Source organism: Parapedobacter pyrenivorans, assembly GCF_014636865.1.
Classification (GTDB): Bacteria; Bacteroidota; Bacteroidia; order Sphingobacteriales; family Sphingobacteriaceae; genus Parapedobacter; species Parapedobacter pyrenivorans.
In genome coordinates this window covers 196,444-214,063 of sequence record NZ_BMER01000001.1, presented here as the reverse complement: position 1 = coordinate 214,063, position 17,620 = coordinate 196,444, and the positions used below count along the sequence as shown (strand labels likewise).

Annotated in this window: 11 protein-coding genes; all 11 read left to right on the top strand. The window is 48.2% G+C overall.

Annotated elements, in window-relative coordinates:
* Window positions 1-280: 280 nt before the first annotated feature.
* The 11 genes from IEV98_RS00840 (at window position 281) to IEV98_RS00790 (ending at window position 17,565) form a co-directional block, all read left to right on the top strand.
* Window positions 281-1,636, top strand: coding sequence for a DegT/DnrJ/EryC1/StrS family aminotransferase (locus IEV98_RS00840; RefSeq protein WP_188504050.1), 1,356 nt, complete (start codon window positions 281-283; stop codon window positions 1,634-1,636).
* A gap of 23 nt (window positions 1,637-1,659) precedes the next feature.
* Window positions 1,660-2,508 (top strand): N-acetylmuramic acid 6-phosphate etherase, encoded by an 849-nt coding sequence (locus tag IEV98_RS00835; protein WP_188504049.1) that lies wholly within the window; start codon window positions 1,660-1,662, stop codon window positions 2,506-2,508.
* On the top strand, window positions 2,505-4,451 hold the full coding sequence (locus IEV98_RS00830) for a hypothetical protein (protein WP_188504048.1): 1,947 nt from the start codon (window positions 2,505-2,507) through the stop codon (window positions 4,449-4,451). The genes IEV98_RS00835 and IEV98_RS00830 overlap by 4 nt, the downstream gene beginning before the upstream one ends.
* Before the next feature lie 27 nt (window positions 4,452-4,478).
* Window positions 4,479-5,618, top strand: coding sequence for an N-acetylglucosamine-6-phosphate deacetylase (gene nagA / locus IEV98_RS00825; protein ID WP_188504047.1), 1,140 nt, complete (start codon window positions 4,479-4,481; stop codon window positions 5,616-5,618).
* A gap of 79 nt (window positions 5,619-5,697) precedes the next feature.
* Window positions 5,698-8,985, top strand: a complete 3,288-nt coding sequence (locus IEV98_RS00820) for a SusC/RagA family TonB-linked outer membrane protein (RefSeq protein WP_188504046.1) — start codon at window positions 5,698-5,700, stop codon at window positions 8,983-8,985.
* A gap of 10 nt (window positions 8,986-8,995) precedes the next feature.
* Window positions 8,996-10,885, top strand: coding sequence for a RagB/SusD family nutrient uptake outer membrane protein (locus IEV98_RS00815; protein ID WP_188504045.1), 1,890 nt, complete (start codon window positions 8,996-8,998; stop codon window positions 10,883-10,885).
* A gap of 8 nt (window positions 10,886-10,893) precedes the next feature.
* Window positions 10,894-12,075, top strand: a complete 1,182-nt coding sequence (locus tag IEV98_RS00810; protein WP_188504044.1) for a DUF5000 domain-containing lipoprotein — start codon at window positions 10,894-10,896, stop codon at window positions 12,073-12,075.
* A gap of 35 nt (window positions 12,076-12,110) precedes the next feature.
* Window positions 12,111-13,508 carry a DUF4998 domain-containing protein gene (locus IEV98_RS00805; protein ID WP_188504043.1) on the top strand — a complete coding sequence of 466 codons (1,398 nt, stop codon included), beginning with the start codon at window positions 12,111-12,113 and terminating at the stop codon, window positions 13,506-13,508.
* Between the two features lie 108 nt (window positions 13,509-13,616).
* On the top strand, window positions 13,617-14,621 hold the full coding sequence (locus tag IEV98_RS00800) for a Gfo/Idh/MocA family protein (protein WP_188504042.1): 1,005 nt from the start codon (window positions 13,617-13,619) through the stop codon (window positions 14,619-14,621).
* Between the two features lie 92 nt (window positions 14,622-14,713).
* Window positions 14,714-16,072: a neutral/alkaline non-lysosomal ceramidase N-terminal domain-containing protein gene (locus IEV98_RS00795; protein WP_188504041.1), complete on the top strand. Its 1,359-nt coding sequence runs from the start codon at window positions 14,714-14,716 to the stop codon at window positions 16,070-16,072.
* Window positions 16,073-16,206: 134 nt separating this feature from the next.
* Window positions 16,207-17,565: a DegT/DnrJ/EryC1/StrS family aminotransferase gene (locus IEV98_RS00790; protein WP_229738495.1), complete on the top strand. Its 1,359-nt coding sequence runs from the start codon at window positions 16,207-16,209 to the stop codon at window positions 17,563-17,565.
* The last annotated feature ends 55 nt before the right edge of the window (window positions 17,566-17,620 follow it).

Sequence of the window (17,620 nt, the reverse complement as noted above, 5' to 3'; positions counted from 1 at the left end):
TGCTTTTCGTTGTGATATGCGTGTTTTAACGGCGGGAAGTTAACCGTATGTAAACTCTATTTTTGCTGTTTAAATGCGTTTAATAAAATATTATTTGCGTTTAATACGTCAGTTATGAATAAAATATTGCAAAATATGCATGTTTTTCTTGCATATATGAATTTGTTTTTTGTTATTTGCTGTAAATATGCTGATTTGCCATTTTGTTTGCGTATTTAATTCGGATTTTAATAATTGTAAACCCAGAAGTTTTTAACAAGAGAACTTTAGCTAAATGATTATGGACAGTAAATTGAAAAGGCGTGATTTTCTACATCGTGTAGGTATGGTAGGGTCTGGTATTGCGTTAAGCGGTATTCCCAAGTTTTCACTCGGTTCCTGGCACGACGGTAAGCCGGCCGTGTTAGGCGGACAGAAAGCTTATACCGGGAGTGTCATCTCTTGGCCTATTTATGACAACCGGGAAGGACAAGCTTTGCAAAGCGTACTTAATAGTAGCCAATGGGGAAGACTGACAGGAAGCGTGACTGCCCAGTTCGAGCGGGAATATGCTGAATTGTTGGGGGTCGGCCACGCATTGGGCGTATCCAGCGGCACATCGGCACTTACTGCCATCATGGGTGCGCTAGATGTGGGGCCAGGTGATGAAGTGATTATCCCGGTGTATACGTTTATCGCTACTTACAATGTTGTGGTGCTTAATCACGCCTTGCCGATTTTTGTAGATACGGATTTGGAATCCTCTCAGATTGATGCAACCAAGGTAGATGCAGCGATTACGGGGAATACGCGGGCAATGATGCCGGTTCATCTCGGCGGTACACCTGTTGATCTCGATAAGTTTGCGGAAATCAGCCAGCGTACGGGCATCCCGATTGTGGAGGATGCATGCCAGGCCCACATGGCGGAGTTTCGGGGGAAGAAGGTGGGGAACCATGGCTTGGCTGGCGCGTTCAGTTTTCAATCGTCCAAAAACCTCAACTGCGGTGAAGGGGGCGCGGTGGTAACCAATGATGCCAACTTTTTCAGGGCGTGCACTTCATTCCATCATCAGGTACAGGAAGGGATTGATAAGTCATATCGCGATCGCGTTGGCACCCGGTCTACCAACCTGAGAATTACCGAATTCCAGAGCAGTCTATTGCTCGCGCAGATGACGCGATTGGAAGACCAGGTGCGCCGTAGGCAGGAGAATGCGCTGTACCTCGATAGCATGTTGAAGGATATCCCCGGTATCGTGCCGGCGAAACTATATGAGGGGACTACCCGGAGTGCTTATCATATTTACATGTTCAGATACCTTAAGGAGCATTTTGACGGGCTGAGCCGCGACCAGTTTATCAAGGCATTGGCGGCCGAGGGCCTTGCCTGCTCACCTGGATATGGCCCGATGAACAAGAGTGAATATGTACAGGCGTTAGCCACGAATAAGCATTACTTGAAAATCTACGGTAAACGCCGGATGAAGCAATGGCTGGAACGTAACGAATGCCCGCAGAATGATATCCTGACCGGTGAACAAGCAGCGTGGTTTATGCAGAATATGTTGCTGGGAACACGTAGAGATATGGAACAGATTGCGGAAGCCGTTAAGCGGATACAGCAATACGCATCGGAAATTAAGAAGGCAATATAATTTAAGATTGATAAGCGATAGCAATGAATATTAGAGTCACTGAAAGTCCGTCACATTACCGAAACCTGGAGCAGCAGGATATTGACACATTGATCAGTTGGATTAACCAAGAGGATCAGAAGGTCGCATTGAAAATCAAGGAGGCCTTACCGCAACTTAGTAAGCTTATTGGAGTTATCGTTGAAAAACTCAAGACCGGAGGAAGGTTGTTTTACGTGGGCGCAGGGAGCGGGGGACGCTTATCGGTATTGGACGTCATTGAGCTGCCCAATACGTTTGGCATACCCAAGGGCAAGGTAAATGTCATATTAGCCGGTGGCGTGGAACACTTGGTGGAAGCGAAGGAGGAACGGGAAGATGATACCAAGGAAGGTTGGGCCAATTTGAGGGAAGCAGGAATAAGCCCTGCAGATGTCGTTGTAGGAATTGCAGCGAGCGGGACGACACCATTTGTTCTGGAAGCATTGAAAGCGTGCCGTAATCACGGAATCACGACGGGCTGTATCGTAAGCAATCCGGAATCTCCGATTGCCGAACAGGCAGATTATCCCGTAGAGGTTGTGACAGGACCCGAATTTATTACCGGAAGCACGCGTATGAAAAGTGGGTCTGCGCAAAAAATGATTTTTGACATGATCAGTACCACCACAATGATTTGCTTGGGGAGAGTGGAAGACAATAGCATGGTGAATATGGCATTGATTAATGATAAGGCGGTAGACAGGGCGGTTCGGATGCTTGTCGATAAATCCAATATAGCCGATTACGGGGAAGCAAAGCGGATTTTGCTGCAAAATGGAAGCGTAAGAAAAGCGTTGGATGCGCTAGCTTCAAGTGAAACATCGTCGGTCGATTTTACTCCTGAATTATGAAAGTGATTTCCAGTATATCCATTTATGTTCTTTTAGCCCTGGGGATTTTTCCGTTGGCCTTGACTGCCCAGCATTTCGATTTCAGTGTAGGTAGCGGACAGGTAAGTTTGGAACCTCAACGCAATGTGCTTTCGTTGTCACTGGCAGGGTACGGCGGACCTAGAGATGGGCGATTTACACTCAAGTGGGAAGATTCAGGTCGTCTAGCTACGGGTATTGATGATGTCGTATTTATTGACTCAAAACCGTTCGTACTGAGGAGTGGAGACGTTTGGAGAATAGATAACCCCGCGGAAGGGAATAAGCTGAAGCAGCTTACATTTGATAGCGATATTACGCTTTTGGCTGCAGAAGGAAAGCGACTGTATACTGTAAATAACCGTGGCGAGATACTGACTGCGACGCTGGGAAAGAAGCTAAAATGGAGGAAGATCGGTTTAATGGCAGACGTCGATCGCCCTGTCGCCCTGGTTATTTTTGGAAAAGATATCATTGCAGCGGATGATCAAGGTGGAATATGGAGGTCAGCGCAAGCTGGTGGAAACTCATCTTGGGCGCGGATCGGAAACCTAGCCGGTGTTATTGATTTGGTTGTACATTCGGGCCGGTTATACGGGCTTACGGATAATAATGAGCTGGCTTATTTTGAGCCGAGTGGTAACTGGTTGCGGATTGCAATTAAAAACGATAAAAACTACCGGCACGACATCCATAAAGTGGCCGTTAGCAATGACGTACTACACGGGTTCGACGCATCCGGCTCGTATTACCGGGGTACGCATTACTCAGACGGTAACCTGAAGGCTGGGGCTGTTTTTATCAAAAAAGGTAAAGAACGGGCAATTCTGATAGGCTTGGATGTCTGTGGTTTTGATGCCGATTTTGTAACGGGTGTTAAAAGTGAGTTGTTCCTAAAATATCATATACCCGCTTCGGCGATCTTGATCAACGCGTCGCATACGCATTACGCACCGGTAACGCAGCGATGGACGACATGGGGAGAACATTGCCAACGGCCGGATAGCCTATACCTGTATACGACGGTAAAAGAGGGGATTCTGAATTCGGTGCGGTTGGCTATAAAAGGTGCGAAAGACGCGAACCTGTTTTTCGGACGAGGCACTGCGGATATCGGCCGCAACCGGAATCTGCCGGGTGATAACCTGCCGTATGATAAAGATTTGGATGTGATTAGGATCGACTATAAGAACCAACAGGCCTCGGATGTGCTGTTTCTTGCAGGGTGCCATCCAGTGTTCAATGCCAAGGAAGAGGAATTCTATAAAATCAGTGCGAACTATCCAGGAACTGCGAGAGAGCTTCTCGCTCATCATTCAGCAATCAGGAATCCTTTTTTCTTGCAAGGATGTGGCGGTGATATCAATCCAGTCGACGCAGACCATAACGTGACTGGAAAAAAGGTTGCCGACGCGGTGATCGAAGTGTTGGAAAAGGATCGCATGACAAGGGTCCATGGCGATATCACTTGTTTTTTGGACACCGTGAGTTTTCCGACCCGACCGTGGGCTAAACAAGACCTCCTAGCGTTGAAAGCGGAAAAGGAAAAGCTGGTAGGGGATATCTATGCGGAGGAGCGTGTACGTTGGGCAAATCTCATGTTGTCGTATTATGCCAACGGGAACATGCCAAGCGAGATGCCGGTGTTTATCCAGACTATCAATATTGGCAATTGGAAACTGGTTGGAGTATCTCGGGAGACGACGACCGAATATAGCCTGGCGATTAAAAAGCTGTGGCCCGACCAACTGGTAACCATAGCCGGATATTGCAATGATGTATCCAGTTACCTTCCCACCAGTAGGCACATAAAAGCGAAGATCTACGAAGGCGACGATTCGTTCTTCTGGTACAGCCAGCCAAGTAGCTTTCCTGAGCAGGTACATGAGGTAATCATCGATTCGATTAAATCGAAAAATAGGTAATAACGTGAATTGATTCGCAAAGCAGCTATGGACAACCAAGTAGCAATTGTTAATGGACGGATCTATACGGGTGAGGCGATTCTCGCTGATCAAGCGATACTGATTGAAGGTAATCGGATCGAGGCGATTTTGCACCCCAGCGAACTTCCGGAAAACGTAAGGATTGTGGATGCAGGAGGTGGTGTCGTCGCACCGGGATTGATTGATCTACAGATCTATGGTGCAGGCGGGCATTTGTTTGCTGCCGATACCCGTACGGATACGTTGCGGACCATCGGCGATAGCATCGTGGCCTCCGGAACAACAGGTTTTATGCTTACCCTGGCTACCAATACACCAGCGGTCTACCAAAGCGCGTTGAGCTGTGTGAAGCAGGAAGCGCATCCTGCACTGCTGGGCTTGCATTTCGAGGGGCCGTATCTCAATCCGGAAAAGCGCGGTGCCCACCCGCCAGCTTATCTCCGTAAGCCCGACTACCAAGAGATCGAACAGACGTTGCAATTTGCTGAAGGATGGTTGAAGATGATGACCATTGCTCCGGAATTGTTCGATGAGAAATGCATCAACTTGCTGCTGGATCACGGCGTATTGCTTTCAGCTGGACATAGCAACGCAACCGCGCAACAAGCAATGCAAAGTTTCACCAGCGGGGTGAAAGCAGTTACACACCTATTCAACGGAATGTCGCCGTTGCATCACAGGGAACCCGGTTTGCCCGGAGCCACCTTTCTTTCCAACCATGCACAAGCCGGAATAATTGCTGATGGCATTCATGTGGATTACCAGGTGTTGGAGATTTCAAAGCGGATACTCGGGGACCGGTTGTTTTTGATTACCGATGCCATCGCGGCGGCATCCAATGGGGTTTACGACTATATATTTAAGGGCGATCGCTTTACGCTCGCTGATGGCACGCTATCAGGTACATCGCTCAGCCAGCTTGAATCGGTAGCCAACTGCGTTAGGTTTGCCAATATACCATTAGATGAGGCGCTCAGGATGGCTTCGTTGTATCCGGCTCGCATGGCTGGCATCGACAATGCAGGCAAAATTGCTGCAGGATTCCTAGCCAATATCATCGTCTTTGATGCTGATTTTAACCTTCGGCACGTGTTTCATCTCGGTAGTGAACTGCCATCTCGGGAACGGCGTGTCGATTCGGGCTGATCATCACGTAACGAATGCATGATCGTTCGTCTTTAAACCGTCAGAACTTAACTATGCGTACCAATAACCAATTATAATTATGAAAAGAAAAGATACCATTGAAGTTTTTCCAGCATGGAAGCGAACGGGCTTTCTGTTTGGGGTAAGCCTGCTGGTTGTTAGCTGCTTTGCATCGCTCACGCAAGCTTCGGTTGCAGTAGAGCGAAACGTCGCTAACGACAACACACCGTCTGCGATGACCGGCAAGGCGGCGATCAAGATCGAAGGGGCGGAGTTGGCCCAGGAGACAACGGTATCCGGGCGGGTTACCGATAGTTTGGGAAGGCCGCTGTCGGGTGTCACCGTAAGTGTCAAGGGGCAATCCGGTGTCGGTGTATCGACCGATATCGACGGGTTGTATGTGTTGCGTGTGCCGAATACGCAGTCTACCATCGTTTTTTCGCTGATAGGCTTTGAGACACTGGAGATGCCCGTGGGCGAGCAACGGGAAATCAACGTTGCACTCTCTGAGTCTACCCGGCTTATCGATGAAGCGGTGGTGGTTGGATTTGCAACCCAAAAGCGATCGGACATGGTGGGATCCGTGGTTAGTGTGAAGCCGAGTGATTTACGAGTTCCGGCTAGCAACCTTACCACGGCATTGGCGGGGAGGATATCAGGGATGATTGCCTATCAGCGGACCGGGGAGCCCGGCATGGACAACGCTGACTTTTTTATCCGCGGCGTGACGTCTTTCGGGGTCGGTAAAGTGGACCCGTTAATCCTGATCGACGGTGTAGAATTGAGTACGACCGAGCTGGCTAGATTACGACCGGACGACATCGAGAGTTTTTCGGTGATGAAAGATGCCACGGCAACAGCTGTATACGGTGCCCGGGGGGCAAATGGCGTGATCTTGGTCACCACGAAGCAAGGTGTGGAAGGGAGAGCGCAAATCGAATTCCGTTCGGAAAGTTCATTGTCTATGCCTACGACGAACGTGCAATTCGCGGATCCGGTTACCTATATGGAGCAATATAACGATGCATTTACGGCGCGTAACCCGTTTGCAGAAGTAATGTATCCCAAACAGAAAATTGACGCGACCGCCGAGGGACGTAATCCGGTACTCTATCCTGCAAATGATTGGCGTGAGATCATGTTCAAAGAATCAACACTGAATCATCGGCACAACCTGAGTGTGAGGGGCGGGGGCAAGGTTGCCCGTTATTATGTAGCAGGCTCCTTTTCGCAGGATAACGGCATATTGCGTGTGGACAAGCGCAACAATTTTAATAGCAATGTAGATCTCAAGTCGTACACATTGCGGAGCAACGTGGATGTCGATATCACTAAATCAACGCAACTTATCATCAGATTGAGCGGTAATTTCGATAATTATACCGGACCAAGACAGGGGGGCGGAGACGTCTACAGTCAAGTCGTACGTGCCAGTCCGGTAGATTTTCCGGCATATTATCCCGTTGATGCTGAACATGAGCACGTGCAGCATATTATGTTCGGGGGACTAGAACGCCGGGCCTTTGTGAATCCTTATGCCCAGATGGTAAGCGGATACCGGGACTACGATCGGTCCCTGCTTTCTGCACAGATGGAACTCAAGCAGGATCTTTCGATGGTAACGGAGGGATTAGCATTCCGGACCATGTTCAATACCAATAGGATATCCCGTTTTGAGGTGCATAGAAGTTATAATCCCTTCTACTATCAGATCATGCCTTTTGATCCCAGGACCGAGGCCTATTCGATTGATGTATTCAATGAAAACACCGGGACGGAATACCTGGATTTTGCCAACGTAGCTGATGCTCGGGAACAGGTTTCAAATTTCTACATGGAGTCTGCCCTCAATTATAGCCGGGTTTTTAATGACCGGCACTCAGTCAGCGGGATGTTGGTGTCCATCATCCGCTCGAATCTGAGCGGAACACAAACCGAACTGCAGTTGTCATTGCCGTCCCGCAATTTTGGGGTTTCCGGACGTGCAACGTATGGGTATGACAGCCGCTATTTCGCGGAGTTCAACTTCGGGTACAACGGCTCGGAGCGGTTCCATAAAAGCAAACGTTTTGGTTTTTTCCCGTCAGCCGGAGTAGCTTGGAGTGTTTCCAATGAAAAATTCTGGGAGCCGTTGAAGCCCGTTGTTTCCAATCTCCGATTACGGGGTACGTATGGCGTGGTGGGCAATGATGCCATCGGGTCGGCAGCGGATCGCTTTTTCTACCTCTCTAATGTCGATATGAACACGACCAGTCTTTCATCTACATTTGGTCGGGATTGGGGATATTCCAGAAATGGAATCGTCATCAATCGCTACGCCAATGAGGATATCACCTGGGAAACCGCCTATAAGGCAAATCTCGCCCTGGAAATCGGATTATTCGACAAGGTGCAGATCCAGGCCGATTTGTTCAGGGAGCGGCGAGAGAACATACTGATGGACCGTGCCGATATACCGACGACCATGGGGCTCTCCGCTCCGATACGGGCAAACGTGGGTGAGGCAAAGGCAGAAGGTATGGATGTTTCCATCAACTATTCGCACGCGTTCAGCAATGGAGTTTGGTTGCAGGCAATGGGTAACTTTACCTATGCGACGGCCAAATTCAGCGTCTATGAAGAACCCGCTTATGAAACGGAATGGTGGAAATCCAGGGTCGGGTCGGCCATCAGCCAACCTTACGGTTATCTGGCAGAGCGCTTGTTTGTAGACGATAGCGAGGTGGCGAATACGCCTCCGCAGCTTTTCGGGTCGGTGGTGATGGCCGGTGATATCAAGTATAAAGACGTGAACGGCGATGGGCAAATAACAGCATTGGACATGGTTCCGCTGGGTTTTCCTACGACACCAGAAATCGTGTATGGTTTCGGATTCTCGCTGGGTTATAAGCGATTTGATGTGTCGGCATTCTTTCAGGGGTTGGCGAATGAATCATTTTGGATGGGAGGAAGTGTTTATTACCCGGAGACGGGCCAAACAATCACCGGACCGTATAACGTGCAGCCTTTTGTAGGAAACAAGCAAATTATCAAAGCGTTTTCCGACAGCCATTTTTCGTTGGAGAATCCGGATGTATATGCGTTGTATCCACGACTGAGTACCGAAAACCATGATAATAATATGCAATTAAGCTCTTGGTGGTTACAAAACGGCGCGTTTCTCCGGCTGAAACAGGCAGAGATCGGTTGGTCACTACCCGATCGATGGGTAAATAGCGTGGGGATGCAAAAACTCCGCCTGTATACCAACGGAACGAATCTGCTGACCATGAGCCACTTTAAGTTGTGGGATGTGGAAATGGGGGGTAACGGACTGGGCTATCCTGTTCAACGTGTATTTAATATTGGGATAAATGCCTCTTTTTAATCAGACAATCATGAAAAAGTTATCAGCTTATAAATTTGCTTTGGTATTGCTGCTTACGGGGACGACCTTATCCTGCGATAAGTACCTGGATTTGGTACCCGATAATGTAGCGACTATCGAACACGCCTTCCAAATGCGGAATACCGCCGAGCGGTATCTGTTCACCTGCTATTCTTTCGTTCCGAACTATACAGATTACAACAACTCTGTACTCTCTGCGGGGGATGAATGGCTATGGCCCAGTTTTCCAAACAACATCCCCTCCTGGCATGTAGCCCGGGGGTTACAGAATACGAATGCGCCGTTGATGAATTTCTGGCCCACCATGTACCGGGCACTCAGGGAATGTAACATTTTTCTGGACAACGTGGACCATGTACCTGATCTCCTGCCTCGCGAACGCGACAGTTGGATCGGCGAAGTTAAATTTCTGAAGGCCTATTATCATTTCTTTCTGTTGACGATGTATGGGCCCGTTCCCATTGTTCGCGAGAATATTCCGATATCGGCCACGCCTGAGGAAGTGCGGGTAACGCGCCAACCTGTCGATGAAGTCGTCGAATACATCGTGGAGCTACTGGACGAGGCATTGCTGTTACTCCCCGAGCAGGTACAGAACCAAAATTCCGAACTGGGCCGGATTACATTACCTATCGCCGCGGGATTGAAAGCAAAAGTACTGGTTTATGCAGCTAGTCCGTTATTTAACGGCAATTCGGATTTTGCGGGATATACCAATAAAGATGGGACACCACTGTTCAATACCGAGTATAGCCTGGAAAAATGGGAAAAAGCAGCGGAGGCGACCAAGGCCGCAATTGAATTATGCCATCGACTAGGCTACAGCCTGTACGAATTTCAGGAAACCAATCAAGCACGGAACCTCTCCGAAGAGACGAAGCTCAAAATGAACATACGCAACATGTTTACCGAGCGGTGGAATAGCGAAGTCATATGGGCGAATACGAATACACAGTCCGTTACGTTGCAACACTTGTCGACGCCCGCTGGGCTTGATCCCGATGCATTAAATAACTCCATACCGGTGGGTACCCTGGGTGTTCCGTTTAGGGTGACAAACTTATTTTACACAAAAAATGGGGTGCCCATCAATGAAGATTTGGATTGGAACTATACAAACAGGTTTAACCTCCGGGTTGGTAAAGAGGTCGAAAAGTATTTCATCAAAGAAGGGTATACGACAGCGGAGTATAATTTTGATAGGGAGCCACGTTTTTATGCCACGTTTGGTTTTGACGGCGGAATATGGTACGGCAACGGAAAATTCGATGACAATGATTCATGGTATATCCGGCAGAAAGTAGGACAGACGCAGGGGAAACGGGGAGCCTGGGTGCATCCACTCTCCGGCTACTTTACGAAAAAGTATGTCCATTACTCAAATATCATGACCGTCACCGGGAATGTATATACGGTACAACCCTATCCTTGGATCATGCTCAGGTTGGGAGATCTTTACCTGTTGCATGCCGAAGCGATGAACGAAGCTTACGGTCCGAGCGACGAAGTATACGAGTACCTGGATTACATACGGCAAAGAGCTGGTCTGAAAGGCGTTGTGGAATCATGGTCCAACCATTCGCGGCTTCCAACAAAATTTGCAACCCAAGCCGGCCTCAGGGAAATCATCCAGCAGGAGCGGGGGGTGGAAACAGCGCTTGAAGGGAGCCGGTTTTTCGACCTGAGGCGATGGAAGTCTGCGGTCGAGGTTTATAATTCGCCAGTTACGGGGTGGGACGTCGATCAGGAACTCGAACAGTCATATTATCGGGAGAAAATTCTGTTCAGGCAGGAGTTTACACTGAAAAATTATTTTTGGCCGATTAGTGAATATGATTTGATTGTTAATAAAAACCTGGTGCAAACCTTGGGTTGGTAATTCTTAGAATGATGAAACAGTTTCTTGCTTTTTCCATCGTGATATTATTGACAGTATCAGGGTGTAATGAATTGGAAAATACACCGCTGGTTACTACTGATGGTAAACCAAATCCGGTGCAGAATATTCAGGTCGAAAATCTCCCGGGCGGAGCCAGGATTTCGTATACGTTGCCTCCTGATAAGGATTTCTCGTATGTGGAAGCCGTATTTGCGTCGCATGAATCCGGGGAGAAACGGACGGTAAAGTCTTCGTTATATAAAAACTTCGTGGAGTTGGAGGGATTTGCCGTCGAGGGTGAATATCAGATCGATTTGTATTCTGTGAATCGGTCGGAAGTCAAATCAAATCCGGTAAGTGCGACCATCAAGCCGTTGACAGCACCAATCAGTACCGTCTTTGACTCCTTGCAGATACGGGAGGATTTCGGCGGGGTGAACGTTCAAGTCTTTAACGATCCGGAAAATGAGTACATCTTATACACGCTTCTCAAGGATGATCAAGGTGCATGGACCGTCTACGATCGCCTTTATACCAAAGCGAAATACCGTAATTACTCCGTACGGGGATTGGAACCGGAAGAGATGGAGTTCGCATTTGTGCTCGCTGACAAGTGGGAAAACCTATCTGATACATTGAAATTAATGCTTACACCCTATTACGAAGAGCAGTTCGAAAAAGATTGGCTAGCCTTGCATTTGCCTGGTGACGCCTGGGAAGGCGCATATGGACTGACGCTGGATAAATTGTGGGACGGCTCTTTAGCCAATGTGGATTACTTTATCGGTAACATCCCTACTCCGCCACTGCCTAACCATTTCACCGTTGATTTAAGGAAGCCGCTAAAAATCAGCAGGATGAAGGTCAATCAATATACCTTTGGTTACCAGTATGGATTGGGGAACCCCAAAACGTTCGAGATCTGGGGTAGCAATGATCCACCGGCAGATGGTGGCTGGGACAATTGGACGCTGCTACTACAAGCGGAATCCATCAAGCCATCCGGCCTTCCGGGAACGGCCTTCACCAACGAAGATACGGCTTATGCTGTAGCCGGCGAAGAGTATGATTTTCCACTGGAAACCGATACCTACCGGTACATCCGATTTAAAACCATCAAAACATGGGGTGGCTCGGAGAATATATTGTTACATGAAATCACCCTTTGGGGCCAGAACCCCAATCGTTGATGATCATGAAATGGTAACTAATTAAGCTCAAGGTAATGAAACGTAAATCAACTAATAGGTTTGTCTTTATAGCACTGACAGCTGCTATGATGATTATCGCGGGATGTGGAAAATGGGACGATGTACATCAGCAATTTGTGGGGTCCGGAGAGATTACATACACGGGCAAAGCAGACTCCATCAGCACCAGGGGCGGTGTAAACCGGCTCGAATTAAGCTGGCTCTTTACATCAGATCCCAAGATCAGTAAATACAAGGTGTATTGGAATAATCGACGGGACTCCATCATTCGCGACTTTCAGCGCGCTACGGGTGTTGACACCGTTCGATTGATGCTTGACAACATGGCGGAAGGAACTTATCATTTTGAAATTTACACGTTTGATGCGGATGGAAATACATCGGTAAAAGCCGAAGCCATAGGCAGGGTGTATGGATCGCAGTATCAAAGCGAATTGCTATCTCGCGCCTTCCGTGCAAGCACCCGATTTGGCAATGATCGATTACTTAACTGGATTCCCGCCGATGAATCCCTCGTCCGCAACGAGTTAATATACACCGATGCAGACGGAACGTTGGTGGAGGTATGGATAGATAAGACAGCAGAAACAACGTTGCTGGAGAATATTCCATTAGCTGCCGACTTTAAGCTCCGATCCGTGTTTCTTCCTGAAGCCACGGCGTTGGATACATTTTACACGGATTTCGAAACGATTGCATATGGTTACACTTGGCTGAATTGGAACGACTACCGCTTCGTGTTCGGCAATCATGGCTCGTTGATGTTTGTGCACAATAACGGTAACCTTTACCGTTCAACGGCCAACACGTCGGGCGACGAAATGAATTACAACCTCCCGACCCAGATCGGTAATGGATGGACAATTTTCGAAACGGTATTTACCAACCGCAACACGCTGATCGGTTGGTACAAGAGTATTGCAGGTGTATTCAGGTATAATTTTGATCACGTAAACGTGGCTTTTACCGACCAGGCGCAGATTGGTGTTGGGGGTTGGGATGCCTTTGATGTATTGTTCCCATTTCAGGGAGATGTGATGGCAAGGCTTGCGGCTTCGCCGACACTTTATCGATACGGTGTGGATGCAGCTGAAAACTTCTCCGGAGTCGTCAACGAAATCGTCGGCAATGATCCGTGGGATCAGTATACCCTATTGGCGGCCAGCGGCTCGAATATTTTTGGAAAGACAGCAGATGGTAGACTATGGCGTATACCGGTTACCGGCAACACGGCCGGGACCAGGCAACTTGTGGCGGAGAATTGGAGCAACGTAGTAGCGGTTACCGTACAGGGAGATGATTTATTAGCCAAAACGGATCAGGGCGAGTTATGGCAACATCCGGTCAACCCGGCGGGTACACTCGGCCAACCGGTACAAATCAAGATTCCAAGCGGGGAAGCGCGCCTGTAAATTAATTAATATGATTCATATGTTTTACCATTATATGCTGGTGTCTCTATTTTTTATTTCTCGTATTCAAGTAAATCGGCCTTTTTGCATAAACAAAACATATTGACCATGTTGGGAAGAAGAGCATTCATTAGGAAGATGGCTGTTATCTCGACAGCGACAAGGATTTGCATCCCCGCGACCGGCCATCGGGCGTATAGTCGTTGGGTTGAGCGTGGTAAGCGAGTTGGAATCATCGGTTTGGATACCTCTCACAGCATTGCATTCACGGAATTGTTGAATGCTTCTGACCCAAATCCAGCATTTCAGGGGTATCGGGTGGTGGCGGCGTATCCATACGGGAGCCAAACGGTCAAAACGAGTGTTGAACGAATACCGGCAATTACCGAGCAGATGAAAAATATAGGAGTCGAAATCGTGGACTCGATTGCCAAATTACTGCGCAAAGTGGATGTGATTTTATTAGAGACTAATGATGGGCGACTCCACCTCCAACAGGCTAAGGAAGTGATTCAGTCGCGTCTGCCGTTATTTATTGATAAACCAATCGCTGCCTCTTATGCCGATGCTTGGGCGATTTTTGAGGAGTCGGATCGGCTAGACGTCCCCGTATTTTCTACTTCCTCGTTGCGATATGCACTCAATGTGGAACAAGTGATAAATGGAGAAATTGGGGATGTCCTTGGTGCAGAAACGTATAGCCCGGCGTTTATTGAGCCTTCCCATCCTGATTTATTCTGGTATGCAATCCATGGTGTCGAAATGTTATTTGCAGTAATGGGAAGAGGATGTGAATCTGTACAAAGGCTATACCTGCCAGACGCCGAAATCGTAGTGGGTAGGTGGACTGGTGGGAGATTGGGATCATTCAGGGGACTACGGAGTGGACCAGCGGTATTCGGCGGGCGAGCGTTCGGTGCAAATGGTGTCACAGAATTGGGAACAAGCGGCAGCTACGTGAAGTTATTAGAAAACGTTGCCCAATTTTTTACAACCGGAGTGTCACCCGTAGATCCGGATGAAACGTTGGAATTAGTGGCATTTATGGAGGCGGCACAACAAAGTCGTGCGAAGGGTGGTGATGCCGTGAGTCTGGCAGACATAAAGGGTTAAGGCAGATCGATAAATGAGATATTTATGGATGATGGCAAAGCCACAATTTGTTGAACATCAATAATTCTTGTCTGATAAATAATTGTAAGATTATGTTGCGTTATTTTTTCTATTGTTTGTTGGCATTGATGCTTTCGGATTTGTTTACAGTTGCTAAATCTGCCGAAACAGGTTGGAAGGTAGGGGTTGCTAAAGCGGTCATCACACCTGGAGAGACCATGTGGATGGCTGGGTTTTCGGCAAGGACGAAACCTGCCGAAGGAAAGCAACATGAATTGTGGGCTAAGGCTGTGGTACTTGAAGACGCCCAGGGCGCCCAAGCAGTTATGGTTGCGGCGGATATACTTGGGTTCACTCAAGAACTTTCGTCGTCCGTCAAACAGGAACTTCGCGAACGCTTTGGTGTTTCCGATGCCAATATCATGTTAAACAGTTCTCATACGCATTCGGGACCGGTCTTAACCGGTGCGTTGATCGATGCGTATTCCTTCGACGCGGCCGAGCAAGCAAAAGTCGATCGGTATACCCAATGGTTGGGCGAGTGTGTTGTCCAAGTGGTGGCTGATGCATTTATGGATTTGGAGGCGGCAACCCTTTATTCAGGCATCGGAGTAACCCGTTTCCAAGTAAATCGTCGCAAGAATAGTGCGGCGGATTTGCATAAGTTGACGGAAATCAAGGGGCCTAGTGATCATGCGGTCCCCGTTTTGAAGGTCGTTAAAAACGACCGGATAGCAGCCGTACTTTTCGCGTATTCATGCCATCCGACAACGCTTGATGGCTACGAATGGTCCGGTGATTTTCCGGGTTTTGCCCAACTGGAACTCGAACGTGTCTATGAAGGAGCGGTAGCATTATTTTTCCAGGGCACAGGAGGAGACCAGAACCCCTTGCCCCGGGGGTCTACGGCATTGGCCAGACAGTATGGCAAGGAGCTGGCGGCAGCTGTGGAAGCCGTTGTTGAAACTGATGAGATGAAACTGTTGCAGCCAACTCTGCAGACAACGTACTGCGAAATCGCACTGCCGTTTTCACCTTCGCCTTCTATTTCCGACCTACAGGCGGTCGTAACGAGCGATGGAAACCACGGCTATTACTCCCGGTGGGCGAACCGATTAATAGGTCGTATCCAAGGGGGTGAGACTTTGGATACGTCGTATCCTTATCCCGTGCAGCTTTGGAAGCTTGGTGAACAACTGATTTTCGGTTTGGCCGGAGAGGTAGTTGTGGACTACGCTGTGGGCCTGAAGGAGAAATATGGTTGGGATGCTTTTGTGTTCGGCTATAATAATGATGTAATGGGGTATATACCGACTGCACGAATCATCGATGAAGGAGGATACGAGGGCGATTCGGCACAACGGGCTTACGGCTTACCTGCAAAATGGGATCCAGCTATCGAATCCCTGATTTATGAAGCGTGTGACCAACTGGAGCGATCGCTTAAATAGCACTTCGTGATGGTTATCGTCATGGACAAACTCTTATGCATGTTTAATGCAATATTGCTGGTTCCAGACTGTGTTTTTGATGTTTGTGAACATATGGGTAGGCTTAAAATTTTGGAATTATTACTAACAACAAGATGATGGATGACAAATTGAAACGACGCGAATTTTTGAAGAATGCAGGAATGATTGGGTCCGGTATGGTACTGGCCGGCCTGCCTACGTTGTCATTCAGTGCATTAGGCGATGGCAAACCAGCAGTACTGGGGGGCACGAAAGCCTATACTGGCTCAGCAATCTCTTGGCCCATTTACGACAATCGAGAGGGGAAGGCGTTGCTGGATGTGCTGCAGAGTAGCCGTTGGGGTAGGTTGACCGGAAGTGTCACCCAACAGTTCGAGCGGGAGTACGCTAACTTGTTGGGTGTGAATCACGCGTTAGGCGTTTCAAGTGGCACGGCCGCGCTGACAGCTATTATGGGCGCATTGGATGTGGGGCCTGGTGATGAAGTGATTATTCCAGTATATACATTTATCGCTACCTATAATGTCGTTGTGTTGAATCATGCCTTACCGATTTTTGTCGATACCGATCTGGAGTCGTCGCAGATAGATGCCACAAAAGTAGATGCTGCTATAACAAGAAATACCCGAGCAATGATGCCTGTACATCTTGGCGGCACACCTGTTGATTTGGATAAGTTTAAGGAGATCAGCCAACGAACGGGGGTACCGATCGTGGAAGACGCATGCCAGGCGCATATGGCGGAATGGCGCGGGAGTAAAGTAGGTAATCATGGGCTGGCTGGTGCATTCAGCTTTCAATCATCGAAGAACCTCAATAGTGGTGAAGGTGGGGCCGTGGTAACGAACGATCCCAATTTTTTTCGAGCTTGTACATCATTCCATCATCAAGTGCAGGAAGGCATAGACAAATCTTACCGCGATCGCGTGGGCACACGGTCGACTAATTTGCGGATTACGGAATTCCAAAGCAGTTTGTTGTTGGCACAGATGACACGCTTGGAAGACCAAGCTCGACGGAGACATGAAAATGCTATGTATTTGGATAGTATGCTCAAAGATATTCCGGGCATTGTACCGGCAAAGCTCTACGAAGGAACAACGATGAGTGCCTACCACATTTTTATGTTTAGGTACCTCAAAGAACATTTCGATGGATTGGATCGTGAGCAATTCATTGGAGCCCTAGCCGCCGAAGGACTAGTCTGCGGACGCGGATACGGCCCAATGAACAAAAGTGAATATGTACAAGCGCTGGCTTCAAATAAACACTATCTGAAAATTTATGGCAAACGTCGGATGAAACAATGGTTAGAAAGTAGCGAATGTCCTCAAAACGATATACTGGTCAGTGAACAGGCTGTTTGGCTCATGCAAAATACGCTGCTTGGCATGCGGCGAGACATGGAACAGATTGCAGAGGCGATTAAACGGATACACAAATACGCATCGGAAATCAAGCAAGCGATATAGTTAAAAATTAGAATAAGCGGTTGAAAAGGTGCTACACTTTTCATGCTTAAATAGG

Bases quoted from the DNA above. Each gene is read 5' to 3' on its own strand.
- IEV98_RS00840 (WP_188504050.1), top strand. From the start codon at position 281: ATGGACAGTAAATTGAAAAGGCGTGATTTTCTACATCGTGTAGGTATG.
- IEV98_RS00835 (WP_188504049.1), top strand. From the start codon at position 1,660: ATGAATATTAGAGTCACTGAAAGTCCGTCACATTACCGAAACCTGGAG.
- IEV98_RS00830 (WP_188504048.1), top strand. From the start codon at position 2,505: ATGAAAGTGATTTCCAGTATATCCATTTATGTTCTTTTAGCCCTGGGG.
- nagA (WP_188504047.1), top strand. From the start codon at position 4,479: ATGGACAACCAAGTAGCAATTGTTAATGGACGGATCTATACGGGTGAG.
- IEV98_RS00820 (WP_188504046.1), top strand. From the start codon at position 5,698: ATGAAAAGAAAAGATACCATTGAAGTTTTTCCAGCATGGAAGCGAACG.
- IEV98_RS00815 (WP_188504045.1), top strand. From the start codon at position 8,996: ATGAAAAAGTTATCAGCTTATAAATTTGCTTTGGTATTGCTGCTTACG.
- IEV98_RS00810 (WP_188504044.1), top strand. From the start codon at position 10,894: ATGATGAAACAGTTTCTTGCTTTTTCCATCGTGATATTATTGACAGTA.
- IEV98_RS00805 (WP_188504043.1), top strand. From the start codon at position 12,111: ATGAAACGTAAATCAACTAATAGGTTTGTCTTTATAGCACTGACAGCT.
- IEV98_RS00800 (WP_188504042.1), top strand. From the start codon at position 13,617: ATGTTGGGAAGAAGAGCATTCATTAGGAAGATGGCTGTTATCTCGACA.
- IEV98_RS00795 (WP_188504041.1), top strand. From the start codon at position 14,714: ATGTTGCGTTATTTTTTCTATTGTTTGTTGGCATTGATGCTTTCGGAT.
- IEV98_RS00790 (WP_229738495.1), top strand. From the start codon at position 16,207: ATGATGGATGACAAATTGAAACGACGCGAATTTTTGAAGAATGCAGGA.